General features: G+C 73.8%; 27 protein-coding genes. 12 read left to right on the forward strand and 15 right to left on the reverse strand.

The window, feature by feature from the left end:
* Nucleotides 1-104 precede the first annotated feature (104 nt).
* Nucleotides 105-548 (forward strand): hypothetical protein, encoded by a 444-nt coding sequence (locus PV796_RS33930; RefSeq protein WP_274917552.1) that lies wholly within the window; start codon nucleotides 105-107, stop codon nucleotides 546-548.
* A gap of 86 nt (nucleotides 549-634) precedes the next feature.
* Here PV796_RS33930 and rodA read toward each other — a convergent pair whose 3' ends face one another.
* The 9 genes from rodA to PV796_RS33975 form a co-directional block, all read right to left on the reverse strand.
* A complete protein-coding gene (gene rodA, locus PV796_RS33935) occupies nucleotides 635-1,831 on the reverse strand; it encodes a rod shape-determining protein RodA (RefSeq protein ID WP_274917554.1) in 1,197 nt (398 codons plus the stop codon).
* 224 nt (nucleotides 1,832-2,055) lie between these two features.
* The gene (locus PV796_RS33940; protein WP_274919346.1) at nucleotides 2,056-2,814 is read right to left on the reverse strand and encodes a class I SAM-dependent methyltransferase; all 759 of its coding nucleotides are present in this window, start codon (nucleotides 2,812-2,814) and stop codon (nucleotides 2,056-2,058) included.
* A gap of 379 nt (nucleotides 2,815-3,193) precedes the next feature.
* Nucleotides 3,194-4,843 (reverse strand): APC family permease, encoded by a 1,650-nt coding sequence (locus PV796_RS33945; protein WP_274917556.1) that lies wholly within the window; start codon nucleotides 4,841-4,843, stop codon nucleotides 3,194-3,196.
* 231 nt (nucleotides 4,844-5,074) lie between these two features.
* Nucleotides 5,075-5,308 (reverse strand): hypothetical protein, encoded by a 234-nt coding sequence (locus PV796_RS33950; RefSeq protein WP_274917558.1) that lies wholly within the window; start codon nucleotides 5,306-5,308, stop codon nucleotides 5,075-5,077.
* A gap of 198 nt (nucleotides 5,309-5,506) precedes the next feature.
* Nucleotides 5,507-6,277, reverse strand: a complete 771-nt coding sequence (locus PV796_RS33955; protein ID WP_274917560.1) for a class I SAM-dependent methyltransferase — start codon at nucleotides 6,275-6,277, stop codon at nucleotides 5,507-5,509.
* Nucleotides 6,274-6,732, reverse strand: a complete 459-nt coding sequence (locus PV796_RS33960) for a MarR family winged helix-turn-helix transcriptional regulator (protein WP_274917561.1) — start codon at nucleotides 6,730-6,732, stop codon at nucleotides 6,274-6,276. Before PV796_RS33960 ends, PV796_RS33955 begins: the two co-directional genes overlap by 4 nt.
* Nucleotides 6,733-6,956: 224 nt before the next feature.
* Nucleotides 6,957-7,631 (reverse strand): C39 family peptidase, encoded by a 675-nt coding sequence (locus PV796_RS33965; RefSeq protein ID WP_274917562.1) that lies wholly within the window; start codon nucleotides 7,629-7,631, stop codon nucleotides 6,957-6,959.
* A gap of 88 nt (nucleotides 7,632-7,719) precedes the next feature.
* On the reverse strand, nucleotides 7,720-8,436 hold the full coding sequence (locus tag PV796_RS33970; protein ID WP_274917564.1) for an N-acyl homoserine lactonase family protein: 717 nt from the start codon (nucleotides 8,434-8,436) through the stop codon (nucleotides 7,720-7,722).
* 107 nt (nucleotides 8,437-8,543) lie between these two features.
* Entirely contained in the window at nucleotides 8,544-8,969 is a 426-nt protein-coding gene (locus PV796_RS33975; protein WP_274919347.1) for a carboxymuconolactone decarboxylase family protein, read from the reverse strand.
* 339 nt (nucleotides 8,970-9,308) lie between these two features.
* Here PV796_RS33975 and pdxR point away from each other — a divergent pair, with 339 nt between their 5' ends.
* The gene (pdxR, locus tag PV796_RS33980; RefSeq protein ID WP_446750706.1) at nucleotides 9,309-10,640 is read left to right on the forward strand and encodes a MocR-like pyridoxine biosynthesis transcription factor PdxR; all 1,332 of its coding nucleotides are present in this window, start codon (nucleotides 9,309-9,311) and stop codon (nucleotides 10,638-10,640) included.
* 31 nt (nucleotides 10,641-10,671) lie between these two features.
* Here pdxR and PV796_RS33985 read toward each other — a convergent pair whose 3' ends face one another.
* On the reverse strand, nucleotides 10,672-11,217 hold the full coding sequence (locus tag PV796_RS33985) for a nucleotide triphosphate diphosphatase NUDT15 (protein WP_274917565.1): 546 nt from the start codon (nucleotides 11,215-11,217) through the stop codon (nucleotides 10,672-10,674).
* Between the two features lie 486 nt (nucleotides 11,218-11,703).
* Between PV796_RS33985 and PV796_RS33990 the strand changes: the two genes are divergently transcribed.
* From PV796_RS33990 to PV796_RS34010, 5 genes are all read left to right on the forward strand, one after another.
* The gene (locus PV796_RS33990) at nucleotides 11,704-13,044 is read left to right on the forward strand and encodes a sensor histidine kinase (protein ID WP_274917566.1); all 1,341 of its coding nucleotides are present in this window, start codon (nucleotides 11,704-11,706) and stop codon (nucleotides 13,042-13,044) included.
* An 83-nt stretch (nucleotides 13,045-13,127) separates the two neighbouring features.
* On the forward strand, nucleotides 13,128-13,793 hold the full coding sequence (locus tag PV796_RS33995; RefSeq protein WP_446750707.1) for a response regulator: 666 nt from the start codon (nucleotides 13,128-13,130) through the stop codon (nucleotides 13,791-13,793).
* An 88-nt stretch (nucleotides 13,794-13,881) separates the two neighbouring features.
* On the forward strand, nucleotides 13,882-14,898 hold the full coding sequence (locus PV796_RS34000; protein WP_274917568.1) for a DUF418 domain-containing protein: 1,017 nt from the start codon (nucleotides 13,882-13,884) through the stop codon (nucleotides 14,896-14,898).
* A 370-nt stretch (nucleotides 14,899-15,268) separates the two neighbouring features.
* The gene (locus tag PV796_RS34005) at nucleotides 15,269-15,988 is read left to right on the forward strand and encodes an HNH endonuclease family protein (protein ID WP_274917570.1); all 720 of its coding nucleotides are present in this window, start codon (nucleotides 15,269-15,271) and stop codon (nucleotides 15,986-15,988) included.
* Complete coding sequence (locus PV796_RS34010; RefSeq protein WP_274917572.1) at nucleotides 15,985-16,278, forward strand: hypothetical protein; 294 nt, start codon at nucleotides 15,985-15,987, stop codon at nucleotides 16,276-16,278. The genes PV796_RS34005 and PV796_RS34010 overlap by 4 nt, the downstream gene beginning before the upstream one ends.
* A gap of 264 nt (nucleotides 16,279-16,542) precedes the next feature.
* Here the strand turns inward: PV796_RS34010 and PV796_RS34015 are convergent, their stop codons facing one another.
* Entirely contained in the window at nucleotides 16,543-16,974 is a 432-nt protein-coding gene (locus PV796_RS34015) for a protein-tyrosine phosphatase family protein (protein ID WP_274917573.1), read from the reverse strand.
* A 323-nt stretch (nucleotides 16,975-17,297) separates the two neighbouring features.
* Here PV796_RS34015 and PV796_RS34020 point away from each other — a divergent pair, with 323 nt between their 5' ends.
* From PV796_RS34020 to PV796_RS34030, 3 genes are all read left to right on the forward strand, one after another.
* The gene (locus tag PV796_RS34020; protein ID WP_274917574.1) at nucleotides 17,298-17,582 is read left to right on the forward strand and encodes a hypothetical protein; all 285 of its coding nucleotides are present in this window, start codon (nucleotides 17,298-17,300) and stop codon (nucleotides 17,580-17,582) included.
* A 244-nt stretch (nucleotides 17,583-17,826) separates the two neighbouring features.
* Nucleotides 17,827-19,101, forward strand: a complete 1,275-nt coding sequence (locus PV796_RS34025) for a helix-turn-helix domain-containing protein (RefSeq protein ID WP_274917576.1) — start codon at nucleotides 17,827-17,829, stop codon at nucleotides 19,099-19,101.
* Nucleotides 19,098-19,649 carry a hypothetical protein gene (locus PV796_RS34030; RefSeq protein ID WP_274917577.1) on the forward strand — a complete coding sequence of 184 codons (552 nt, stop codon included), beginning with the start codon at nucleotides 19,098-19,100 and terminating at the stop codon, nucleotides 19,647-19,649. Before PV796_RS34025 ends, PV796_RS34030 begins: the two co-directional genes overlap by 4 nt.
* 79 nt (nucleotides 19,650-19,728) lie before the next feature.
* Here PV796_RS34030 and PV796_RS34035 read toward each other — a convergent pair whose 3' ends face one another.
* Nucleotides 19,729-20,406 (reverse strand): ribonuclease H family protein, encoded by a 678-nt coding sequence (locus PV796_RS34035; RefSeq protein ID WP_274917579.1) that lies wholly within the window; start codon nucleotides 20,404-20,406, stop codon nucleotides 19,729-19,731.
* A gap of 250 nt (nucleotides 20,407-20,656) precedes the next feature.
* A complete protein-coding gene (locus tag PV796_RS34040; RefSeq protein WP_274917580.1) occupies nucleotides 20,657-21,253 on the reverse strand; it encodes an AAA family ATPase in 597 nt (198 codons plus the stop codon).
* 173 nt (nucleotides 21,254-21,426) lie between these two features.
* On the opposite strand from PV796_RS34040, the gene PV796_RS34045 reads away from it, so the two are divergent.
* Nucleotides 21,427-21,780, forward strand: a complete 354-nt coding sequence (locus tag PV796_RS34045; protein ID WP_274917581.1) for a hypothetical protein — start codon at nucleotides 21,427-21,429, stop codon at nucleotides 21,778-21,780.
* Nucleotides 21,781-21,820: 40 nt separating this feature from the next.
* Here the strand turns inward: PV796_RS34045 and PV796_RS34050 are convergent, their stop codons facing one another.
* Nucleotides 21,821-23,026 carry an NAD(P)/FAD-dependent oxidoreductase gene (locus PV796_RS34050; RefSeq protein ID WP_274917582.1) on the reverse strand — a complete coding sequence of 402 codons (1,206 nt, stop codon included), beginning with the start codon at nucleotides 23,024-23,026 and terminating at the stop codon, nucleotides 21,821-21,823.
* Nucleotides 23,023-23,346, reverse strand: coding sequence for a bifunctional 3-phenylpropionate/cinnamic acid dioxygenase ferredoxin subunit (locus PV796_RS34055; RefSeq protein WP_274917584.1), 324 nt, complete (start codon nucleotides 23,344-23,346; stop codon nucleotides 23,023-23,025). Before PV796_RS34055 ends, PV796_RS34050 begins: the two co-directional genes overlap by 4 nt.
* A gap of 282 nt (nucleotides 23,347-23,628) precedes the next feature.
* Between PV796_RS34055 and PV796_RS34060 the strand changes: the two genes are divergently transcribed.
* Nucleotides 23,629-24,372, forward strand: coding sequence for an IclR family transcriptional regulator (locus tag PV796_RS34060; RefSeq protein WP_342456973.1), 744 nt, complete (start codon nucleotides 23,629-23,631; stop codon nucleotides 24,370-24,372).
* The last annotated feature ends 17 nt before the right edge of the window (nucleotides 24,373-24,389 follow it).

Here is a 24,389-nt window from a genome sequence, read left to right on the forward strand (position 1 = left end):
TCGTCCGAGCGGTCGATGAACGGCCGGCGGGGTGCCGAGATGCTGGTGGGGACCGTTCGGAGGGGCGCGGTCGCCCCTCCGAGGAAGCAGAAGGGACGACCATCATGAACGCCCGGAGCCCGCGCCCCGCCGCGGTTCCCGCCGAAGCGCTGTGGGAACCGCGCAGTCGCAAGGCCCTGCACGGAATGAAGCTGCTGATCGGCGGCTACCTCGCGCTCAGCGTGCTCACCCTCGTGGCCCTCTTCGTGCTCCACGGCGATGCGACCGTCGTCAACGACGCGGTCTGGGTCCGGGTCAGCATCGTCGTCGCCAGCGCCCTGCTGTCGTTCGCCCTCGTCGTCCGGGCGGCCCGCGGTTCCCGGGGCGCCTACCGCAGGCTGCGGATCGTCTCCGCGGTGATGGTGGTGGCGATAGCCGTCATCGTCGCGGTCCCCGGTCCGTTCCCGCTGTGGCTGAAGCTGGAGCAGGGCGTCTGCGGGCTCGCGCTGCTCGGCGTTCTCGTGGTCGCCAACGGCAGCCACCTTCGGGCCCTGTTCGCGGCCAAGTAGCCGTCCGCCGCGGGGGAGCGGGTGGCGCGGGTCGGCCCCGGCGGGTTCCCCACCCGCCGGGGCCGTGGCGCGGCGGCAGCGCCGGCTCAGGCCGACATCACCCGCTGTGCCTTTATCGACTGCAGCAGCCCGATCGCGACCCAGCCCGCGAACATCGACGATCCGCCGTAGCTGACGAAGGGCAGTGGCAGCCCCGTGACCGGCATGATGCCGAGGTTCATCCCGATGTTCTCGAACGCCTGGAAGGCCATCCAGCCCACGATGCCGGTGGCGACGACCGTGCCGTACAGGTCGGGGCACTGCCGTGCGATGCGGCAGGCCCGCCACAGCACCACCCCGATGAGGGCGATGATCAGGCTCGCGCCGATGAAGCCCAGTTCCTCACCGGCGACTGAGAAGACGAAGTCGGTCTGCTGCTCGGGCACGAACTGGCCGTTGGTCTGGGCCCCGCGGAAGAGCCCGGAGCCGGTCAGTCCGCCCGCGCCGATCGCGATCCGCGCCTGGCTGGTGTTGTAGCCGACGCCCGAGGGGTCGAGCGCGGGATCGGCGAACGCGGCGAACCGGTTGATCTGGTACTGGTCCAGCAGATGGAACTGCCAGACCGCCAGGCAGCCGACCACGCCGATCCCCAGCAGGCCCACCACCCACCGCTTCGGCGCGCCCGCGGCCATCAGCATGCACAGCACGATCGCCGCGATGCCCAGCACCTGCCCCAGGTCCGGGGTGAGCATGATCAGCGCCGCCGGGACCCCGCCCAGCGCGAGGGCCCGGATGATGCCCCGTTGGTCCGGCTGGGAGAGATCGCCGGCGTCCACCCGCGAAGTGAGCGCCACCGCCATCGCGATGATGATCGCGACCTTGACGAACTCGGCGGGCTGGATGGACATCCCGCCGCCGATCACGATCCACCGCCGGGAGCCGTTGATGGTCGCCCCGACCGGCGTCAGCACCAGCGCCACCAGCAGCACCGTCACCACGTAGAGGATGGCCGCGGTGTCCCGTAGGCGGCGGTGGCCGTACCAGAGGGTCAGCGCCCCCAGGGCGAGGCCGATGCCGGTGTTGATGAGGTGCCGCAGCACGAAGAAGTACGGGTCGCCCTGGTTGAGTTCCATCCGGCCGCGGGTCGCGGAGAAGACCAGCAGCGCGCCGATCGCGGAGAGCGCGAACGCCGCGCCGAACAGCATCCAGTCGAGCCGGCGGACCAGGGATCCCCGGCCGAGGATTCTGCCCCAGACCGACTTGGCGCGGGTGGTCCCGCGCACGGGAAAGCTGATGGCGCTCAACCTTGGCCTCCTGTCCGGACGCAGCCACGACAGCCAGACACTACTCCGCTTATTTGCGCAACTACGAAAGCATGCGGTGTGTCGGTGTATTCGGCGGCGGGTGGCCGCGTCGTGCGCTCCCCGGGGCGGCGGGAAGCCGGGCTCGATGAGGGGTAAATCCCGGTGAATTCCAGGGTGTTGGCATCTCGCGACCGTGGCACGACCGTGGGGTGACCACGGCCCGGCTACGGTGCGACGTCCCGGCGGAAGAGGGCCGTCCAAAGGAACGGCTCCCCGAAGTGGGGGGATTCCGGCGGCTCGTCGTGCATCCGGCGGAGCTCGACCTCGGTCAGGTCGGCGAAGAGCGTGCGCAGCGACTCGGGGCTGTACGCGAGGCCGCCGTGCAGGCCGGACCCGCGGTAGAGGTCGGCGTCCGCGAGTTCGGAGCCCATCGCGCCGGCCGCGAAGCAGCTCAGGCCGAAGTGGCCGCCGGGGGCCAGCGCCCGGTCCAGGAGGGCGAGATAGCTGACGCGGCGGTGCGGCGGCAGGTGGTGGAAGCAGCCGGAGTCGTAGATCAGGTCGTAGGGGCCGACGAGTTCGCCGACCGGGGTGCCGTCCGGTGCGGTGGGGCTGGCGAAGGCGTCCCCGCAGTGGAAGCGGACCGCGACGCCGGTGGTGCGGGCGCGCTCCCCGGCCCAGGCGAGGGCGGCCGGCGAGAGGTCCACGGCGTCCACCTCGAAGCCCGACGAGGCCAGGTGCAGCGCATTGCGACCCGGTCCGCAGCCCAGGTCCAGGGCGCGGCCGCCGGTGAGCAACCCGCGGTCGAGGTACGAGACGAGGTTCTCGTCCGGCTTCGCCACGAAGAACGGTACCGACCGGCCGCGGTCCGCGTAGAAGCCGTCCCACCAGGAGGCGCCGCCCGCCGTCCAGCGATCCGCCGCCGGCGCGAACAGGCCGTCGAGCAGCCCGAGTACGTCCTCCACCGTCCGGATGTTGCGCTCCACCCGGTCTACCCGCCGCTCCAACTGGGCGTTCCGCCCAGGCTCCTCGGCCTCGTCGACCGTGCCCATCCGCCCTCCCGATCCCGATCCCGTGCCCGTGACGGTGTCCGTCCTCGTCCCGGTCCCCGTCCGGTCGTTGCCGGTGACGATAGGGGAGGGCGGGGCGTACGCCCAGGTCGTCCCGGCGGCGCGCGACGGCCCACCGGCCGTCTGCCGGCCGGAGTCGGTGCCGCCGGCCACCCTTCTCCGCCGCCACCGGGCGCGCCACCCGCACACCCCGCCCCACCCCGCCAGGGGCCCAATGCGGGCCGCGCCAGGGGCACTTTCTGGGCGCGCGGCGGGAGACGGCGGAAGGCTGCCGTCCGGTTGGGGCTCCCGGTGGTCACGTCCCGGTCACTACCTCCACCGAGCCGATGTACTCCCGCGTCTCCTCGTCCGGCAGTCGCACCGCCTGCGCCCAGTAGTAGATGACGAGGCTGAACGCGGCGATGAGGGCGATGTCCCACCACAGGGGAAGGGCGTCGGTCGCGCCGCAGGAGACCCTGGACGCCGGGCCGGTGCTGCAGAAGCCGCCCTGCCAGGAGATCACGCCCATGCCCAGCAGATACACCGGCAGCCACTGCGCGTGCTTCCAGTCCAGGTGCGGGGCCTTGGGGTTGAGGCCGAGCAGCGCCGAGCCGCCGAGCAGCAGATAGCCCAGGACGATCGCCACGCCCAGGCGCCACAGGGTGTCCCAACCCGCCCAATAGATGATCAGGTTGGCGACGATGAAGGCCACCGGGGCCCAGAAGAGGCCACCGGGCAGCCGGTAGGGGCGCGGCCGGTCCGGGTCCTGCTTGCGCAGGCAACCGAAGGCGAGCGGGGCACCGGCGTACATCAGCACGCTCGCGGAGGTCACGAAGCCCACCAGCTTCTGCCAGGTGGGGAACGGCAGGAAGACCACGAGTCCGATGACGAAGGCGACCAGCAGCCCGAACCACGGCACACCGCGCCGGGTGGTGCGCTCGAAGACCACCGGGACATAGCCGTTGCGGGACAGCCCGTAGGAGATCCGAGAGGTGGCCGTCACATAGATCAGGCCGGTCCCGGACGGCGAGATGACCGCGTCGATGTAGAGGAGCGTGGCCAGCCAGCCCAGGCCGATGGTGGTGGCGAGGCCGGCGAACGGGCCGGCCTTGCCGCTGAACGAGAGGTTGGCCCAGCCGCCGTGCGCGAACGCGGTGTGCGGCAGCGCCCCGATGAACACCACCTGCAGCGCGACGTACACCAGCACGCCGATGAGGATCGAGCCGAGGACCGCGCGCGGGATGTCCCGGGCCGGATCGCGGCTCTCGCCCGCCAACTGGTCGGCCTGCTCGAAGCCGAGGAGGGCGAAGATGATGCCGCTGGTGCTGATCGCGGAGAGCATGCCGCGGACGCCGAACGGCGCGAAGCCCTGGTAGCCGAAGTTGTCCTGGTGGAAGACGGCGGAGCCCATCACCACGATGGTGAGTGCCGGCACGGCCAGCTTCCACCAGGTCGCCACGCTGTTGGTGTGGGCCAGCCATCGGATGCCGAAGAAGTTGACGAGGATGAAGAACGCCATGAAGGCGACGGCGAGTCCGTAGCCGGCCGGGGTCAGATGGTTCTTGCCGGTCTGGACCCAGGGGGCGTGCACGCTGAGGTAGTTCAGCGACGCCATGACCTCGATCGGTGCCACGGTGACCGCCTGCAGCCAGGAGAACCAGCCGAAGGACGCGCCGGCGGCGCTGCCGAACGCGTAGTGCGGGAAGCGCGCGGTGCCGCCCGCGACCGGGTACATGGCGCCCAGCTCGGCGTGGACGAACGCCAGGATGACGATGGCGACGGCCCCGATGCCCCAGGAGACCAGCGCCGCGGTGCCCGCCGCCTGCGCCGCGAACAGCGCCCCGAACAGCCAACCGGACCCGATGATCGACCCCTCCGAGGTCCAGATCAGCCCGATGAGCCCGATGTCGCGTCTCAGCCCGGGGTTCTTGGGGGCGGCGGGTGCGGTCGGCTTGTGCATCTCCATGGGGCGTGCCCTCGTTCTGCTGCGATGGCTGCGGCGGCTGACGGCGGGCCCGATGCCTGGGCGGGCCTACGTACCTTTTGCCCCAATAGTTCAGGACGGGTGCGGGCAGAACGACACGCCGCGCCGGGGCGCCGGGGCCGTGTACCACGACGGCGTCAACTGCCGCGGGCGGCGCGCCGGGTGCGTCATATGCCGGGTGGGGAACGCGTCGGGAGCGGGCCCGACGGCGCGTCACATGCCGTGCGGGGCGGGGGTGATGGAGCGCGGGCGGGGCGCGAGGGGGAGGGCGGGGGAGCCGGCCGGGTGGTGGGTGTCGGTGCTGGGCGGCGCCACCTCCACGCCGGTCTCGTCGAGGTCGACCGCCCAGGCGATGCCGGCGATGCTGACGGTGAACGCGAGGGTCAGGCCGATCGCCCCGAACGGGATGCGCCGATGCCACCGCCGCGGGCCGTCGCTGTCCGGCATGCCCGTGTCGCCCTCCCTCGCGTGACCGTGGTGCGCGGGGCGGGCGCGCCCGACCGCCCGGCCCGGCGCGCGACACGACAGGTGCGGGGCCCCGCACCATGTGGCGGCGCCCGGTGTCACGCGCTCGCCCCATCTTCCGTTACACCACGAGGAGTTGACCATCCCCCGTAAGGGGACGCTGGCACCGGGGACGTCGGCTCACGGCTTGACGGCGTGCAGCACGCCCAGCCCCCGCGGCCCGACCTCGTCGTACCGGGCCTCCAGGCCGGCGGCCCGGCACTGGTCGGCCACCCAGCGCGCGGCCAGCCGCAGCTTCGGATAGCTGCTGGTGCGCAGCTCCCAACCGGTCGCCGCGCGGGTGTGCAGCAGGTCGTGGACCAGCACCGTGTCGTCGTCGACGTATTCGAGGAAGCAGGTCAGCAGGCGGTCGTCGGTGCTACGGACCGGCAGGAACCGCTCGGTGCCGTGCAGTTCCGCCGTCAGATCGCGCGAGGTCGCGACGGAGTGACCGCCCGGCCGGAGCGCGCGGGCCACGTCGCGGAGCAGCTCGCTGACGTCCCTCTTGGCGGGCAGGTGGGGCAGGGTGTCGCCCATGCACACGATGGCCGCCACCGACGCCGGGGCCGCCGCCTCCGGGAGCGCGCCGCGGATGTCCCGGCACAGGGGGCGGATCGCGTTCGGGGCGCCACCGGCACGGGCGTGGGCCGCGGTCAGCTCGGCGAGGAGGGGTTCGCTGGTGTCCACGGCCACGACCGGCGCGAAGCCGAGGCCGGCCAGCGCCAGGGGCTGGGTGCCGGGGCCGCAGCCGAGGTCGATGGCGAGGGTGGCGTTCGGGTCCGTGCCCGCGCGCACGCCCAGGTCCCGCAGGAGCGTCCGCTGGCCGGCGGCCGCGGCGTCGAGGTCGCCGCCCAGCATCCAGGTGTAGTGCTCGGCGAGCAGGCGCGCGTAGTGCTCCACGGCAGCCGTCACTGCGGAGCCCCTTCCGATGTTTCCGATGCCTCCGCTGTGTGGGGCGTGCCTCCTGCGGCGGATTCGCCGGTGCGCACCCACGCCGCGAGGTCGGCGAGATGGACGTTGGCCGTCGAAGCTTCCAGGGACGCGCCGAGGGCCGCCCGATAGGTCGGGGTGGCCTGCGCGTAGCGCTGCCGGCCGGCCTCGGTGATGCCGGCGGCGACCGCGCGTCCGTCACCGGGGGCGGCGGTCCGCCGGGCGAGCCCCTGGGTCTCCAACCGGCCGACCAGGCGGGTCACCGTGCTGTCCTTCAGCCCGATCCGGTCGGCCAGTTCGCCCATCCGCAGCGCGGGGCCGCTGTCCGGGCGGCTGAGCGCGCACAGCGCCCGGTACTCCGAGAGCGGCAGGCCGTGCCGGCGCTGTAGCGTCTCGTCCAGGTGCTTCTCCGCCCGGCCCAGCAACCGCACCGCCATGCACCAGCGTTCGTCCTCCGCGTCGCCCGCAGGCGCGGCGGCGGGGCGGCCGTCGGGTATCGCCTCGTGCCGTCGTTCGGGTCGCTGTTCGATCAGGGAGGTAACGTAACTGCTTGCTCAAGCAATTACTAGGGGTGCGGTGGTTGTCCTGCGGATCGCGCAGTCTCCTTGTGGGGGTGCGGAGTTGGGGTGAGGCGGACGGGGTGGAGGAGTCCGCGCCGTGCCTAGTCCCGTAGCCCCAGGACGACCCCGCGTCCGGCGTATGCGCGGTCCAGCGTGGGCCAGTCGACGTGGGCGAACTCCTGTGAACGGCCGGGGAATCCGGAGGGGTTGTGGATCACCACGTGGTCCGGGGTGACGCCGACGGCCAGGACCAGGTGGCCGCCCCGGTGCGGCGGTTCGGGGTCGGCGTCCCGGATGGCGGGGTGGACGGAGAGCAGCACCAGCCGGCCGGCGCCGATCAGGGCGGGGAGCTCCTCCCGGGGGAGCTCGGGGCGGGACTGCGCCAACAGGCCCCAGTGGCGCTCCACATAGGAGGCGAACGGCGCGTAGATCAAGCCGTGCAGGCCGTCCTCGTGGCGCACGTAGGCGCCGGCGTCCAGGCATGCGGTGGCGAGGTCCATGGCGGTGGGGACCGGGTGTCGCCAGAAGGCGAGCGCCATCCGCAGGCAGGCCATCCCGCACAACCGCCAGGACCACCAGGCGTATTCCTCGGGGTTGTCGGCGCCGTATTCCGGCCAGCGGGGGTCCTCGGCGGCCTCGACGGTGCCGGCGATGATCGCGGGGACGAGTTCCGGGGAGGCCCACTGGGAGTAGTAGGGGACGGGGTGGATGAGGGTGCTGGGGGTGGGGCGGTGGGGATGAGTGGGGTCGATGGGGTCGGTGGTGTTGGTGGGCATGGTGCAGAGTATCGGCGGGGGGGGAGTGGGGTGGGTGGGGCTGGAGGGGTGGGGCGCGTCTCCGTGCCGGGTCCGTGGCCGCCCGTGGTTACGGGGTGCGCGGCGGCTCCCAGACCGAGGCGTCATGGGCGAAGTACACCCGGCGCGGGTCGAACGCGGCGAGCCGGTCGAGCCAGGGGTGGTACGCGGGGAGCGGCGGCGCCAGGCCGTCGCGGGCCGCCCGGCGGGTCAGGTCGGCGCTGGCGTGGTGCGAGGCGAAGTCGTGCGCCTGGCCGGCCAGTACGACCGTGCCCTTGGGGCCGCGGAGGACCAGCGACTGGTGCCCGTCGGTGTGGCCGGGCGTCGGCACGACCCGGACGCCCGGCCAGATCTCGGCCTCGCCGGCGACCTCCTCGTAGCGCGCCCCGGGGAAGTCGATCAGCCCGTCGATGGTGTAGTCGCCCCGGCGCGCGGTGGCCAGCTCGACCTTCTGCACCACGATGGGCTTTCCGGCCAGCAGCGGGTTGCCGCCGCAGTGGTCGAAGTGCAGATGACAGTTGACGACGAGTGAGATCTCGGCGAGCGACGCGCCGGCGGCGGTCAACGCGGCCTGGAGCGGGCGGCGTTGGGGACGGTAGTGGGCCTCGGTCGCCGGGTCCGCGGCGCCGATGCCGGTGTCGAAGAGGAGCAGGCCCCGGTCGTGCTCCACCAGGTAGGCCAGGGCCGGCTCCACGCGGGGCTCCGGGCCGCCGGTCTCCACCGCCGGCCGGACGAAGTACCCCAGGTCCAGGCGGTGCACCGCCAGATGTGTCGAGGTCGTCTGCATGTCCCCATGATTCACGGGCCGTTCGGGCGCCGCAGGCCGTTTTCCGACCGTGGCCCGTCGGGCGCCCGCACCACCGGTTCCCTCCCCGGTGGTGCGGGCCGGCGGGCTCAGGGTGCGCCCGGCGTCCGGCGCGTGGTGACGTTCATCCGGTTCCAGGTGTTCACCGTGAAGATCAGCGCGATCAACTGCGCCAGCTCCTCCTCCCCGAAGTGGCGGGCGGCCTCGTCGTACACCGCGTCCGGCACGCCCTCCGGGAGCCGGGTCACCGCCTCGGTGAGGGCCAGCGCGGCGCGCTCCTTCGCGGTGTAGAGGCTGGCGTCGTGCCAGGCGCTGAGCTGGTCGATCCGCTCCTCGCGCTCGCCGGCCCGGCGGGCGTCCCCGACGTGGTAATCGATGCAGTACGCGCACCCGTTGACCTGCGAGGCGCGGATCTGCACCAGTTCGAGCAGGGCCGGGTCCAGGCCCTCGCGGGCCGCGGTGTCCAGGGCGAGCACGGCCTTGAAGACCTTCGGGGCGACCCGGGGGAAGTCCATGCGCTGGGGTATCCGCACCGGCTGGGCCGGGTCGGCCGTCGCGGTCGCCCGGGTCGTTCCCCTTGACTGATGGGACTGGTTTGTCTGAGCTGTCTCGTTCGTGGTCATGTCACCAACGGTAGGCGGCGATTAGCCCCACGGTATGGTGCATTTCCAGGGTGGATCGTTGGGGCAATGTGTGGGGGAGCGAGAGTGGGAGTGGGAACGGGGGGCGGTAGCGAGGGCGGTGACGGGTCAGTTGGGGGCGCGGTGGAGCGGCCGCTCAAGGAGACCGTCGCGCCCCTAGGCGCCGACCTGTACTTGGAGTTGAGCGGCCCCGGCTCCAAACGGGACCGGCTGATGCGCGCGCTGCGCGAGGCGATCGGCTCCGGCCGGCTGGCCCCCGGCACCCGGCTGCCCCCGTACCGCAGCCTCGCCAAGGACCTCGACCTCGCCCCGAACACCGTCGGCGCCGCCTACGGCGAACTCGTCGCCGAGGGCTGGCTGACGGCACGGCAGGGCTCCGGCACCCGCGTGGCCCGCCGCGGCATCCCGCTCCCGCCGCAGCGCACCCACCGCACCGCGCCGCCGCCCCGGCGCCCCGCCCACGACCTGGCCCCCACCTCCCCGGACGCCGCGGAATTCCCCCGCGCCGCCTGGTTGGCCGCCACCCGCCGTGCCCTGGCCGCCGCCCCCAACGACGCCTTCGGTGTGGGCGATCCGCGCGGCCGGCTCGAACTGCGCACCCAGCTCACCGAGTACCTCGCCCGCGCCCGGGGCGTACGCACCGCGCCCCACCGGGTCGTCATCTGCACCGGGGTCGCCCAGGCGCTGTCCCTGCTCGGGTCGGTGCTGCCCGGCCCGGTGGCCGTCGAGTCCTACGGCCTGGACTTCCACCGCTCGCTGCTCGCCGCCGCCGGCCGGGACCTGGTCCCGCTTCCGGTCGACGACCACGGGGCCGAGGTCTTGGCACTGCCCGCAACCGGCGCGGCCGCCGTACTCCTCACCCCGGCCCACCAGTTCCCCATCGGCGGCCCGCTCCACCCCGAGCGCCGCGCCGCCGTCATCGACTGGGCGCGCACCACCGGCGGACTGGTGCTGGAGGACGACTACGACGGCGAGTACCGCTACGACCGCGAGCCGGTCGGCGCCCTCCAGGGACTCGACCCGGACCGCGTGGTCTACCTCGGCTCGCTCAGCAAGAGCCTGTCACCCGCGCTCCGGCTCGGCTGGATGGTGGTCCCCGACCACCTCGTCGACGCCCTCCTCGCCGCCAAGGGCCCGCGCGAACTGTGGTGCGGCGCCCTGGAACAGCTCGCCTTCGCCGACTTCCTCGCCAGCGGCGGCTACGACCGGCACCTCCGCCGCACCCGCCAGATATACCGGCGCCGTCGCGACCAACTCGTCGCCACCCTCGCCGCACACGCCCCGCACATCACGGTCACCGGCATCGCGGCCGGACTGCACGCCGTCCTCGAACTCCCGCCCGGCACCGAGCCGGAGACCCTCCGGGCCGCCGCCCGCCTGGGTCTGGCCGTCAACGGCCTCGCCCCCTACCGCTACCCCGACGGCCCGCTGCCCGCCCGGGACGGCCTGGTGCTCGGCTACGGGACCCCGCCGGAGCACGCCTTCACCGGGGCGCTCCAGGCCCTGTGCCTGGCCCTCCCGCCGGCGCCCGGGGCTAAGGGGTGACCGCGCGGGCCCGCGCGCCGCGCCCGCGCCGTCACGCTCCCCTCGGGCCCTCGCCGCCTCCTTGCCAGGTCATCCCGACGCTCAGTACGTCGAGGCGGTGGGCCGCGGGGGCGGCGATCGCCAACTCCGGCCGCCACACGGCGAGTACCTGCGCCGACGGCGTGAACAGCGGGCCGGGCAGCGCGGTCGGGGAGTGCCACTCCCACGCGCTCACCAACTCCGGCTCCGCCGCATACGGCGTGCCCTCATGGCGGGTGACGAGCGCCGCCATCGTGATGCGGTGCAGACCGTGGACGTCGTCGTGCAGCATCGTGAAGACCCGGACGTCGTCCGGCTCGGCGCGCAGCCCGGTCTCCTCGCGCAGCTCGCGGGCCGCGGCGGACCGTACGCCCTCGCCCGGGTCGACCTTGCCACCGGGCAGTTCCCACGTCCCCGCCCGGTGCCGGCCGAGCAGGACCCGCCCGTCCGCATCCAGCACGATCACGCCGACCCCGAACACGGCCTGCGCCTGCGGCGGTCGGTCACCGCGCTGCCGGCTGGTCACCGCGCCCGTGCCCCTGCCCGTCCCGCTGTCCATCCCGTCCCTCTTTCGACTCCGTGAAGCGGCCCACCCCGGACCGGGCCGGGAACCATCCTCCCCACCTTCGCCCATAACTGCTGGTCACCTCCACCGATCCGGCCGAACTCGGTCGACGGCCGGCGCCGGGGCGGCGCGGAACGGGCCGCCCTCCGCGGCTCATTGGGGGCGGGGTGGGGGTGCGGCCCCGGCCGTGTTCGGAGCTGTGCGGGGAGTTGTGTGGGGTTGTGCCCGGTCCGTGGCCGGCTTGTGCCGGGGAGGGGTGCGGGTGCGGAGCGTCTCGTCCGGCCGGTTCCTCCGGACACTGCGTGGGCCTGGTCAGCACGTCCGGTGAGCGCGGCCGGCCGTCCGGCGACCACCCCCAGATCCGGCGATCATGTCCGGAAATCGCCTGCGGGGGAGGGCCGGACGCGATGTCCGCCGGTCGGCCGCGGGTCGGCCGTTCGGCTGAGCCGTCGCGGGCCGCCGCTTCCGTAACCTGCCGGAGTGGAACCTCATGCACCCCTTCCGCGCCGCGCCCGGTGGACGGCCACCGGCGCGCTGTCCCTGCTGCTGGTCCTGTTCTGGCTCGCCGACTGGGCGAGCGTCCAACCGCTGACCGGATACCCGCACACCGTCGCGGACTTCGTCCCGCTCGCCACCGCGCCGTTCTTCGCGGCGCTGTTGTTGGTGCCCGACCGGTGGTTGACGGTGTCGCGCCGCGCCGCGCTCGCGGCGGCCGGCTCGTGGGCGGTGACCCTCGCGCTCGTCGCCCTGCCCACCCGGAGCGCGGCCGGGACGTGGGGCCTGCCGGAGACTGCGGCGCTGTTGGGCATCCTCCTGGCCACCGCCCGGCGGGCCGAACCGCCGCGCGCGGCCGTCGTCCTGTGCGTCGCGCTCGGCACCGCCGTCGTCGGGGGCCCGCTGCGGATGCGGCACTACGGGGACCTCGTCAACTACGCCTTCGTCCTCACCCTCGCCGTCGGCGCCGTGCTCGGCCTGGGCGTCTACCTGCGCGCCCTGGACGCCCGCCGCGCCCGCGCCGTCGCCGCCGTCCGCCAGGGCGAACGGCTGGAACTCGCCCGCGATCTGCACGACTTCGTGGCGCACCACGTGACCGGCATCGTCGTCCAGGCCCAGGCCGCCCGGACGATCCGGGCCACCGCCCCCGAGCAGGTCGACGCGATGCTGTTCGGCATCGAGCGGGCGGGGCTGGAGACGCTGGACTCGATGCGTCGCCTGGTCCGGGTACTGCGCGAGGAGGAGGGCCGCGGGGTGCGCCCCGGCGAGCTGTACGCCGCGCTCGCCGAACTGGCCGCCGACTTCTCGCGGCGCGGCGGCCCGGACGTCACGGTCCGGATCGCCGCCGACGCCCGCCGCGTCCGGCTCGCCCCCGAGATCGAGACCTCCGTCCAACGCGTGGTGCAGGAGGCGCTGACCAATGTGCGCCGCCACGCGCCCGGGGCGACCACGGTCGCCCTGCGCGCCGCCCTCCGGGGTCCGCAGCCGCGGTCGCAGTTGACCGTTGAGGTGCGCAACGGCCCGTCGGGCGAGCGGGGTGCCGCCGCGCCCGCCGGCGGCCGCGGCGGCTTCGGGCTGGTCGGGCTGCGGGAGCGCGCCGAGGCGGTGGGCGGCGCGCTGACCGCCGGGCCGTTGCCCGAGGGCGGCTGGCAGCTCACCGCGTCGTTCCCCGTACTGGACCAGGGGCCCACCGGGGGGCCGGACGCCGGCGAGGGACCGGATGCGGACGAGGGGCCGGGCGCCGGCGACAGTCCGGGCACCGGTGACGCCCCCGGCGCCGCTGACCGGCCGGACGCCGGCGGTGGCGTGGCACGATCGGAGCCGTGAGCGCTTCCCCCACCTCCCCGCCCGAGCCGGAGCCGGCGCACCGGGCCCGCGCGACCCGCGTCCTCATCGCCGACGACCAGGAGATGGTCCGCACCGGCTTCCAACTGATCCTCGACGCCCAACCGGACATCGAGGTGATCGCCGAGGTCGCCGACGGCGCGGCCTGTGTGGAGGTCGCCCGGCGGCTCCGGCCCGACGTCTGCCTGGTGGACATCCGGATGCCCAAGCTGGACGGCCTGGACGTCACCCGGGCCCTCGCCGGACCGGACGCCGTCGACCCCCTGCGGGTCGTGGTGGTGACCACCTTCGACCAGGACGACTACGTCTACGGCGCCCTCCAGGGCGGCGCCTGTGGCTTCCTCCTCAAGGACGCCGGCCCCGGCCTCCTGGTGGAGGCGGTCCGGGCCGCCGCCCGCGGCGACGCGCTGGTCTCCCCGTCGGTGACGGTACGGCTGCTGGAACGGCTGGGGTCGTACCCGGGCACCGCCGCCGGCACCACGGACGACACCGGGCGCCCTCACCGACCCCAAGGGTCCACAGGGCCCCAAGGGCCGCTCACCGAACGGGAGATGGACGTCGCCAGGCTGGTGGCGCGGGGGCGCACCAACCAGGAGATCTGCCAGGAGCTCTATGTCTCCCTCGGCACCGTGAAGACGCACCTCGGCAGCATCCAGACCAAACTGGGCGTCCGCAACCGGGTCGAGATCGCGGCCTGGGCCTGGGAAACGGGCGCGGTGCGGTCCCGTTGACCGCCTCGGCCGATCGGCCGAGGGCCGCGGGGCAGCTCTGGCCGAACGGCAGAGGCCCGGGACACCCCCGCCGACCGACCGTGGTGGCATGCAGCAGTCCACCACCGCAACACCGCCCGCGCCGGCCCGAACGCCGACGCCCGGCGCGCACCGCATCCGCGCCCTCGACGCCCTCCGCGGCTTCGCGCTGTGCGGCATCCTCCTGGTCAACATCCCGCAGATCACCGACCTGCTCTTCGGGCCGCGGCCCGGCGTCCTGCACCCGGTCCGCGCGTTCCTGGACCTCACCGTCCAGGAACGCTTCTTCCCGATCTTCTCCTTCCTCTTCGGGATCAGCTTCGCGCTCTTCCTCGACGGCGCCGCCCGCCGCTCGGACCGGCCGCGGCTGCTCCTCGTACGGCGCCTGGTCGCCCTCGGCCTCCTCGGAGCGGCGCACCAACTCCTGCACCCCGGCGAGGCGCTCACCCCGTACGCGATCTTCGGCCTGCTCGTGCTGCTGCCCGCCACCTGGCTGCCCACCCCGGTCGTCCTGGTAGGCGGCGTCGGCCTCACCGTCGCCTCCGTGACGCTCGTCTCGGGCGGGCTCATCACCATCCCGGGCCTGTTCCTGCTCGGCCTCGCGGTCGCCCGCCTCGGCGTCCCGCGCGCCCTGGACCACCGCACCGGACGGCTCGCCGCGGTGCTCGCGGTGGCCGCGCCCGTCGCGGCGGCCGCGGTCTGGTGGCAGCACGCCACCGACCCCGGTGATCCGCACGCCACCCGGATCGCCGCGGGCGCCGGCCTCCTGGCCGCCGTCGCCTACGCGGTCGCCCTGCTTCTGCTGCTGCGCACCCGGCTCGGCCCGGCGCTCTCCGCCGTCCTCGAACCGCTCGGCCGCATGGCGCTCACCAACTACCTGACCGCGACCCTCCTCGTCGTCGCGGCCGCACCGGTACTCGGCCTGCGCCACTCCCTCCACTGGGGCACCGCCATGGCGTTGGCACTGGCCATCCTCACCGCCCAGGTGCTGGCGAGCCGTTGGTGGTTGGCCCGCTTCCGCTACGGCCCGGCGGAGTGGTGCCTGCGCTGCGTCACCTGGTGGGAACGCGTGCCCAACCGCCGCTGACCTCGGGGGCGTTGCCCGTCGACCCGGCGGGCGACCATCAGCCGCAGCCGCGCGAGGCTCCCAACGTTCCCGAAGCCGCCGGTGTTCCCCGCGCCCCGGTGCAACCAGCGGGCGGGGGCGCGCCCCCGTAACGACGGCGCACCCCCGCCGCCTTCCGGGACCGCAGCGGACGCACCGGAACCCCAGGAACTCTGGTGCCGTCATCCGCCGGCCACAACCACCCACCGCACGGGACTCGTTGGTCCCCGCCGCACCTCGCGCCCGCTCCTTATACTCGCCCGGCTCCCGAGTAGGCCACGGATGCCCGAAGGCGTGCACAAAGGAGTGAAGACCGGACTGCGGAATCGTTTCGGCGGGTGAGGCTCTCTGGGTGTTGACCAAAGCCTGGTGGCGCCGCGCAGCCACGACAACAGCCCTGATCACCGCAGCAGTTCTCCCGGCCGTCTCCGCCACCGCCATAGCCGATCCCGCCCCGCCCCCCGCCCCGGCGCAGCAGGCACGGCCCGCCGGCACGACGTTCGCCGAGCCGCACAGCGGGCTTCCGGCGCCACCGGCCGTCGGCGTGGTGCGGACCGAACTCACCGGTCTGCCCGTCGCGTCACCGCACTCGATGAACGGCTACAGCCGCGCGAAGTTCCCGCACTGGATCAAGCAGCACGGGGAGTGCGACACCCGCGAGGTGGTCCTCGCCCGGGACGGCGTGGACGTCAAGCAGGACGAGAAGTGCCGGGCCATCGCCGGGACGTGGTTCAGCGAGTACGACGCGAAGGTCTTCCACGCCTCCGGTCAGCTCGACATCGACCACATCGTGCCGCTGGCCAACGCCTGGCGTTCCGGTGCCGACGACTGGACCACCCCCGAGCGCCGGGCGTTCGCCAACGACCTCGTGCACTCCCAACTGATCGCCGTGTCGGGCTCGTCCAACCGGCAGAAGGGCGACAAGTCCCCGGACCAGTGGGCCCCGCCGCGGCACGCCTACTGGTGCACCTACGCCCGCGCCTGGACCGACGTCAAACACCGCTACCACCTGAACGTCACCGAGCCGGAGAAGGCGAAACTCGGCGAGATGCTGGACACCTGCGAAGAGTGACCACCTCCGATCGCGACCGGCTCACCGACCGGGTCACGGCCGGTCCCGGCGGTGCGATGACGGTTCAGGTCGGCGTGATCACCGGCGAGCTGACCGTCACCACCACCGACCTGGGTGACGGCACGGCCGCCGTCGTCATCCACCACACCGGCGCCGAAGACCGCTACGACCTCGAAGGCGGTCCGGTACGCATCCCGCCGACGGGTATCGCCGCGCTCCACCGGGCGGTGCTCGACGCCGTGCGCACCGGCGGTGCCGCGCATGTGCCCGGCACCGGGTCCGCGCTCTAGTCCCCTGTCCGCTAAGGGAGTTCGGCCCCGCGGCCGTGCTCCCGTGTCCGGCGCCGCTCCGACCGGGGCGGCGCCGAAACCCTTCCCGTCCGCCGCCCCGCGCGGGTCCTCCTCCGGCGCCCGCCGCGGGGGCGCTGCGTAAGTTCTCCATGCCCTCAGGGATACCAGCGGCCACTGACAGCGCCCCCTTCTTCGCACCCGCGAAGAAGATTGATCGAGGGGGAGTTGAAGGGGGAGGGGCGGAGGGGCCACCTCCTCTTGCCGTCAGGCCGGGAAGCGGCGGACGTACCGCTTCTGCCAGGGGGTTTCCACCGCGTGCCGGTCGTAGTGGCGGCGGACGAACGCCACCGCGCCCTCGGCCGGGACGCCGTCCAGGATGGCAAGGCAGGCCAGGGCCGTGCCGGTGCGGCCGCGGCCGCCGCCGCAGGCGAGTTCGACGCGTTCCTCCGCCGCCCGTTCCCACGCCGCGGTCAGCGCCTGGTGGGCCTCCTCGCGGTTGCTCGGCAGGCGGAAGTCGGGCCAGCGCAACCACGTGGATTCCCACGGGACTTCGGGGGGCCTGCGGCCCAGGAGGTAGACGCCGTAGGCGGGTTGGGGGCCGTCGGGGAGCGGGTGGCGCAGGCCGCGGCCGCGGATCAGGCGACCGGAGGGCAGTCGCAGGACCCCGGGCGAGGCGGCGTTCCAGGTTTCCGGCATCCGTTCACCCTAGGTCGGGAGAGGGGGAGTTGGTGGGGAGTCCGGGCACTGGGGTGGGCGCCGGATTGCGGGGAGGGCGCCGGGGGCGCGTTGCGGGGCGCGATGGATTCGCAACTGGGAAGATATCGGCAATCGCAATCGTGCCATTAACCGACCGTAGCGTTGGTGGATGAGTTCTGTGACGATGTACGGTCCCGGAACACGAGGGTGGCCCTGGCAAGGCGGGAACCGGAGCCAGGGCCACTCATGCGCATCTCGTCTCGATCGAGGAGGAACTGATGCCCCCTGACCGAACATTCCACTGGAACCTGAAGGAGCCCCAGTTGAAGCGATACGAAGCTAACATCCCTCGCAGGGGCCCGGTTGAAACCGGATACCGGCGTGACTTCCCGGTCAACGCCCGTGTTGACGCCCCGTTCCGGGCCCGGTTCGCCATCCGGTGCGATGTGCAACTCGCCGTTCCGCTGGGCGCGTTCCTCGCGATTCCGTACCTGGGGAACGTCCTGGTGCACGGTGCCGACCCCCGCTGGCTGCCCGCCGTCGCGCTGGTCGCATGGGCCGGGGTCGGTCGGCCCCGGCTCCGCCACCAGCACCGACGCGCCGGCTGACGGGGCGCGGCGGGGAGCTGCCCGTTCTCGGGATGACGCGCTCGGACGGTGGTCCGAGACCTGGGTCCGCCGCGGTGCCGGAGCCCTTCCGGCGCCGCGGCGGACCACCCGGCCCGGTGTCGGGGTCGTGCCGCGATGCCGAACGGCCGCGGGGCCCGGCCCCGATGCCGGCCCGGCAAACCGCACATCGCCCATTTCTGCGGCGAGTTCACGGTGGCAACTGCCCCCAGAAGGATTACAGCTCATGTCTCCTAAGGATTCCGGACCGGTCCCCTGTGCGAGGGCCGGTTGCCCCAACGAAGTGGAGAGCGGGTCCGGTCCCGGCCGGCGCCGGAAGTACTGCAGCGACGCCTGCGGCCGGGCGGTCCGCAAGATCCGCAGTTCCCGGCGGACCCCGGACACCAAGGCCCACGACGAGGACGCCCTCCAGGTCGCCGACGACATGGCCTGCCGGATCGCCGTCCTCCGGACCCAGATACGCGACGGTGACGCACTGGCCGGTCTCCGGCAGGTCGTTGACCTCAACAGCGACCTGGAGTGCGTCACCGCCGCCGTGGTGCAGCAGGCCCGGGACCGCGGCCACCGGGGCGCGGCCATCGCCGAGGCGCTGCACGTAGGGGTGGACAAGATCGGGCGGACGTACACCCGGGAGCGGATCAGCCGGAGGCTGACCCAGCGCCGCGAGCGGCGGGCGGCGCTGCTCGCCGCCACCCCGGCGGTCCCGCCGCTGCCGGTCCGGTGGGAGCAACTGGCCACCGCCCGCCCTGACCCGCCGATGCCCGTCGCCCGTACGGATGTTGAGCGGCGCCGGCCCACCGTCGTGCGTCCGGGCCCGCACCGCCGCGGCTGTCCGGAGGGCGAGGGCGCCGGCGAAGGCGGAGGGAGAGCGGACCACGGAGTGGATCACGGCGCGGATCACGGAGTGGGGCACGCAGTGGATCGAGTGAGGGGGCAGGGGGCGGCCGGAGTGGACGGCGGGGCGTCGGGTCAGGACCCGCACAGCGCGCTGGCCTCGGCGCTGTCCCACCTCCAGCGCGCCGGCGACAAGACCCTCCGGGCGCTGGCGGACGAGGCGCGGGTGAGCGCCTCCTACGTCTCCCGGATCCTCTCGGGCGAGCGCAGTCCCTCCTGGAAGGTCACCCGCCGGATGGCCCTCGCCTGCGGCGGTGACCCGGAGGCCATGCGCCCCCTCTGGGACGCGGCCCACGGGCGGCGCCCGGCCCGGGCCGGCAGTCTGCACGCCGCGCTGCGCGGGCTCTACCTCTCGGCGGCCTGCCCGGACCCCGTGCAGATCTGCACCTCCAGCGGAAACGTGCTGACGGAGGGGGAGTTCACCGGTCTGCTGTCCGGTTCCCTGGTGCCGGACTGGGAGACCGTCGGCACGGTCGTCGGTGCGCTGCACGGCCGCCCGGACGACATCCGTCCGCTCTGGGACCATGCGCGGCTCGCCCAACTCGCCCCGGTCACCTTCGGGTTGGTGCCAGAACGTCACACCCCGCGCGCCGAGGCGTTCGGATGACGCCGGCCCCCACCCGCGTGCCGGCCCAGAAGGCGGCCCGGCGCGCGGCGCCCGCGGCCCCGCCGGCGGTCGCCCTGCCGCCCGCCTTCGAGGCGTTCTACGCCCTGCACTGCGCCCGCTACCTCGGCTACGCCCTGGCCCATGCCGGGGAGCCGGCCGCCTCCCGGATGGTGGGCGAGGCGATGGGCGAGGTCGCCATCCGGTGGGCCGACATCGTCCGCCGACCCAACCCGGCGACCTGCGCCTGGCTGCTGGTGCGCACCCGCATCCGGCAGCGGAGCCGGTTCCCGGGCCCCGCTCCGGAGGGCGCGGCGCTGCGTGACCCGGACGGCTCCGGATTACGCCAACCCGCCCTGGAGTACGACGCGTTCGTCCTGCACGAGGTGCTCGGCTACTCGGCGGCGGAGGCGGCCGAGGTGATGGGGGAGGAGGTCAGCCGGGTCCGCTACGTCCTGGCGGCGGGGCACGGTCGGGCCCGGCCGGGGAGCGTGGCGGGTCCGGCGGCGGGCGGTGCCCCGGTTGCCGTGCGCGGGGCCCCGTGCGCGTGAACCGTGCGGCGGGGCCCCCGCGTCATGCCGTCCCGTGTGGCGTCGCGACGCCGCGGAGATCCGTCAGAAGCGCCCTAGGTCAGCGGCAATCCGGGTGGCCCCAGCCGTTCGGTCCCTTGGCGACCTGGGTGCCGGCCTCGTAGGCGCCGCGGCAACCGCCGCACCGCCCGGCGTACTTGGCCTTGATGGTGGCGCCGCCCGTCCGCGCGCGGCGGGCGGGCTTGGCCGCCTTCTTGGCGCCGCCGGGGCGCTCCAGCGCTTCGGCGCGCGGAGCCGGGACGGTCGGGGTGCCGTGGGAGGTGCCGGCGGCCTGCTGGGACGTGGCGGAGTCGCTGGCCGCCTGGTCGGCGATGGCGTTCAGCGGGTCGCCGTCCACCTGGTGCGCCGGGACGTACCGGAACTCGACCGGGCGGCCGTCCAGCAGCGCGTCGATCCGCATCACCAGTTCCCGGTTGGCGACCGGCTTCTTGGACGCGGTCAGCCAGCCGTTCCGCTTCCAGCCGGCGATCCACTTGGTCACCGCGTTCATCGCGTACTGGGAGTCCATCCGGACCTCCAGCGGCCGTGCCGGGTCGGTGGCCTCCAACAGCTCGGCCAGGGCCGTCAGCTCGGCGACGTTGTTGGTCGTCGAGCCCAGCGGGCCGGCCTCCCAGCGGGTGGGGTTCTCCTCGGCGTCGGCGGTGACCCACGCCCAGGCGGCGGGTCCCGGGTTTCCTTTGCTGGCCCCGTCACAGGCAGCGATGATGCGATCGGACATCCTCAGATCATGCCATCTCGGGGCCGGTCACCCCGCATGCGCGGAATCGGGGTGACGGCGGGGGCACGGAGTGTGGTCGCACAATCCTGGCCGGCGTCGTTCTCTCTCCCCCGATCACCCCCGATCACCCCCGTCCGCATGGAGATCGTCCACGGCGCAGACCTGAGCAGTCTCCTCCGGACCGTCGGCCCCAGGAGTGACGGAGCAACACCCGTCCCGGGCGCGGGAGTTCGGGGGCGTGGTCCGGGGCTCAGGCCACGGCGCCCTCGGTCCACGCGCGGGCCAGGATCGCGTCCACCGTCTCCGGCACGGTCTGTCGCGAGGTGTCCAGCCACAGGCCCAGGTCGCGGGGCGTCTCCGTCCGGATCAGGGCGTCCAGGTCGCGGACGGACCAGTCCGGTCCGTAGGCGGTCTTGGGACGGCCGGCCTCGCGCGCCGCGACCGCCTCCGGGTCGGGCAGCAGGGCGACGACGGCCAGCGGGCGGGTCACGATGTCGGAGGTCATCCGGGCCAGGTGCTCGCCGAGGAGGATGTCCTGGACGATGACGGTGAAGCCGGCCCGGGCGTACTCGTCGGCGCAGAGGGCCGTCAGCCGGTGCCGCAGCCGGAGTTGGGCGAGGGCCTCCTCGCCGGCGTCCGGGGTCATGCCGACCTGGCCGTGGACGATGTTCCGCCGGAAGCCGTCGCCGCGCAGGTGCACCGCTTTGGGCAGGCGCTCGGCGAGGGCCTGGGCGACGGTGGACTTGCCGGCGGCCTGGATGCCGGTGATCACCACAACTCCCGGCGTCAGCCAGGGGCCTTGGGGCGCGCGGCGCGCGGCGGGGGAATCGGGGACGTTCGTGGTCATGGCGTCCATGGTGGCGGCCGTCGCGGTTCGCCGCCCCGGATTTCCGCCACCGTGCGCGCGCGACCGGTTGGCCCCTGACGCCCGGGCCCCAACTGCCCCTCCCCTTACCCCGCTCCGTATGCTCGTTCCATCAGGTCCGGAGGCTGACCGCCTTCGAAGGGAGGACGGCGGACATGACGACCACCTACTACCAGGACCGCTGGATCACCTGCACCCAGGACGGGCTGCGGATCCGCGGCTACTACTTCCCGTGGGGCACCAAGACCATCCCGTACACCGCGATCCGCTCGGTGCGCCGGGTGGAGATGGGGATGCTGACGGGCCAGGGCCGCATCTGGGGCACCGGCCACCCGCGGTACTGGGCGAGCCTGGACCCGGGGCGGATGTCCAAGTCCACCGCGCTGATCCTCGATCTCGGCCGCTACGTCCGGCCGTTCCTCACCCCCGACGACCCGGACGCGGTGGAGGCGGTCCTCCGCGAACGGATGCCGTCGGGGGCGACGGAGGGTGCGGGCGACCCGCAGTAGTCGTCTCGTGCCGGGCCGGGCACCCGGGTGGGCGGGGCGTTCAGGCGGTGGCGGTCGGCTGCCCCGCGCGGGCCAACTCGCGGCGCAGGCGCATGAAGGGGCGGGGGCGGTTGAGGGCGAGCACGGCGGTGGTACGGCCGTCGCGTTCGTAGCGGGCGAGGAAGCTGCGGTCGTCCGGGGAGCCCTCGACGATGCGGGGGATGTCGCCGGGCGCCCGGCTGCCGGCGAACTGGATGCGGACGCCGTACTGGTCGGACCAGAAGTAGGGGACGGCGCGGGGGGTGCGGACGGTGCGGCCGGCGAGGAGGTTGTGCACGGCGGTGCCCGCCTGTTCGGTGGCGCTGGTCCAGTGCTCGGCGCGGGCGCCGGCCACGTGGGCGACGTCGCCGGCGGCCACGATGGTGGGGATCGGTGTGACACAGCCGGCGTCGCAGCGGACGCCGTCGCCGAGCGGCAGTCCGGAGCCTTCGAGCCAGTCGGTGTGCGGGCGGACGCCGATGCCGGTGACGACGGCGTCGGCGGGCAGCAGTCGGCCGTCGGAGAGCTCCACGGCGGTGACCCGGCCGCCGTCACCCCCGGCGTGCAGGCGCCGGACGCCGGTGCCGGTGAGCAGCGCGACGCCGTGATCGCCGTGTAGACGGGAGCACAACTCGGCCATGGCGTGCCCCAGTTGGGGGACGAGGGGGAGGGGCGCGGCCTCCACGACGGTGGCCCGGTGGCCGAGGGCGGAGCACGCGGCGGCGACCTCGGCGCCGATGAAGCCGCCGCCGATGACCACGACCTGGGCCGGGCCGCCGCGGGTCAGGTCGGCGCGCAGCGCCCGGGCGTCGTCGACGGTGCGCAGGGTGTGCGAGCCGACCGGTGCGGGGCCGGGGAGGCGGCGCGGGGTGGCGCCGGTGGCGAGCACCACGCCGTCGGTGGTGAGGGTGCGCCCGGTGTCGAGGCGGATGGTGCGCAGGCGGGTGTCCAGGCCGGTGGCGCGGGTGCCCAGGAGCCAGTCCGCGTCGAGTCCGGCGAGCTCCTCGGCGTCGGTGAGGGCGAGCGCGGGCTGCGCGGCCGGGTCCTGGTCGGGGTCGTCCGCGATGGCGGGTGTGGTGAGGAACTCCTTGGAGAGCGGCGGGCGGTCGTAGGGGTGGTGGGGCTCCGCCCCGACGATGGTCAACCGGCCGTCGTATCCCTGCGCGCGCAGCGCACGCGCGGCGTACAGCCCGGCCAGCGAGGCTCCGATGACGGTGACCGACTTCATGCGGCGGTGCCTTCTTCCTCGACGGTGAGGTGGACGTAGACCATGCCGTTCTCGACGGAGACGGGGTGGGTGCGGACGGGGCGGCGGGCGGGCAGGCAGGTCGCGGCTCCGGTGCGGAGATCGAATGAAGCGGCGTGCAGCGGGCATTCGACCAGACACCCCTCCAGCCACCCGTCCGCGAGCGAGGCGTCTTGGTGGGTGCAGGTGTCGTCGATGGCGTACAGCTCTCCGTCGGCGTTGAACACGGCGATCGGAGGTGCGGTGTCGAGGCGAACGGACTCGCCGGCGGGCAGTTCAGCGAGGTGGCAGACGGGAATCACTGGGCCCCCCTGTTACTGTTCGGTACTCTTGAGTTTCGCAATCCGCACGACAAAGCGTTATGCGCAACAGAATCCAGTCGGAGGCTTGGCCCGTCAAGCGGTCTCCGGGAAAGCCGGCCCGATCGGGCCGCTGGATGGTGGCAGCGAGCTGGGTGGTGACACGGATCGATGACGAAATCGGCCAAGGCGGAGGCGCGGGTGGAGAAGCAGCCGGCAGGCAGGCCGGACCCGAAGCCGCACGATGCGGGGGCGGGCAAGCCACCCAGAGGAGCGGCGAGCGCGGTGCAGTCGGTGGACCGGGCGGTCACCGTGCTGGAGATCCTGGCCAGACTCGGCGAGGCCGGAGTGACCGAGATCGCCGACGAGTTGGGCGTGCACAAGTCGACTGCGTTCCGGCTGCTGGGCGTGTTGGAGCACCGTGGGCTGGTCGCCCAGGAACAGGAGCGCGGCAAGTACTACCTCGGCGCCGGGGTGTTGCGGCTGGCCGGGGCCGCCGCGGTGCGGCTGGACATCTCCCAGGAGGGCGCGGCCGTATGCCGCACGCTCGCCGACGAGTTGGGCGAGACGGTGAACATCGCCGTGTTGGAGAGCGGCGCCGCGGTGAACATCATGCAGGCGCGCGGGCCGGCGTCGGTCACCGCGCAGAACTGGCTCGGCCGGCGCACGCCGCTGCACGCCACGTCCAGCGGCAAGGCGCTGCTGGCCTATCAGCCGCCGACGGTCCGGGAGGCCGTGCTGGCGCGGAAGTTGCCCCGGCTGACCGCGCGGACCGTGACCTCGCCGGTCGAGCTGCGCGATCAGTTGGCCGAGGTGGTGGAGCGGGGCTTTGCGGTAGCGGTGGAGGAGTTGGAGCTGGGGTTGCGCGCGGTCGCCGCCCCGGTGCGGGCGCACGACGGCTCGGTCATCGGGGCGATCAGCGTGTCGGTGCCGGCGTACCGACTGGACGAGCAGCGGCTGCCGGAGGTGGTCAAGCGCACCGTCGCCGCCGGTGAGGAGCTCTCCCGGCGGATGGGGTACGCCTGTTGAGGGGGAGCGGCGGTCCG

The organism is Streptomyces sp. WZ-12, from assembly GCF_028898845.1.
Classification (GTDB): Bacteria; Actinomycetota; Actinomycetes; order Streptomycetales; family Streptomycetaceae; genus Streptomyces.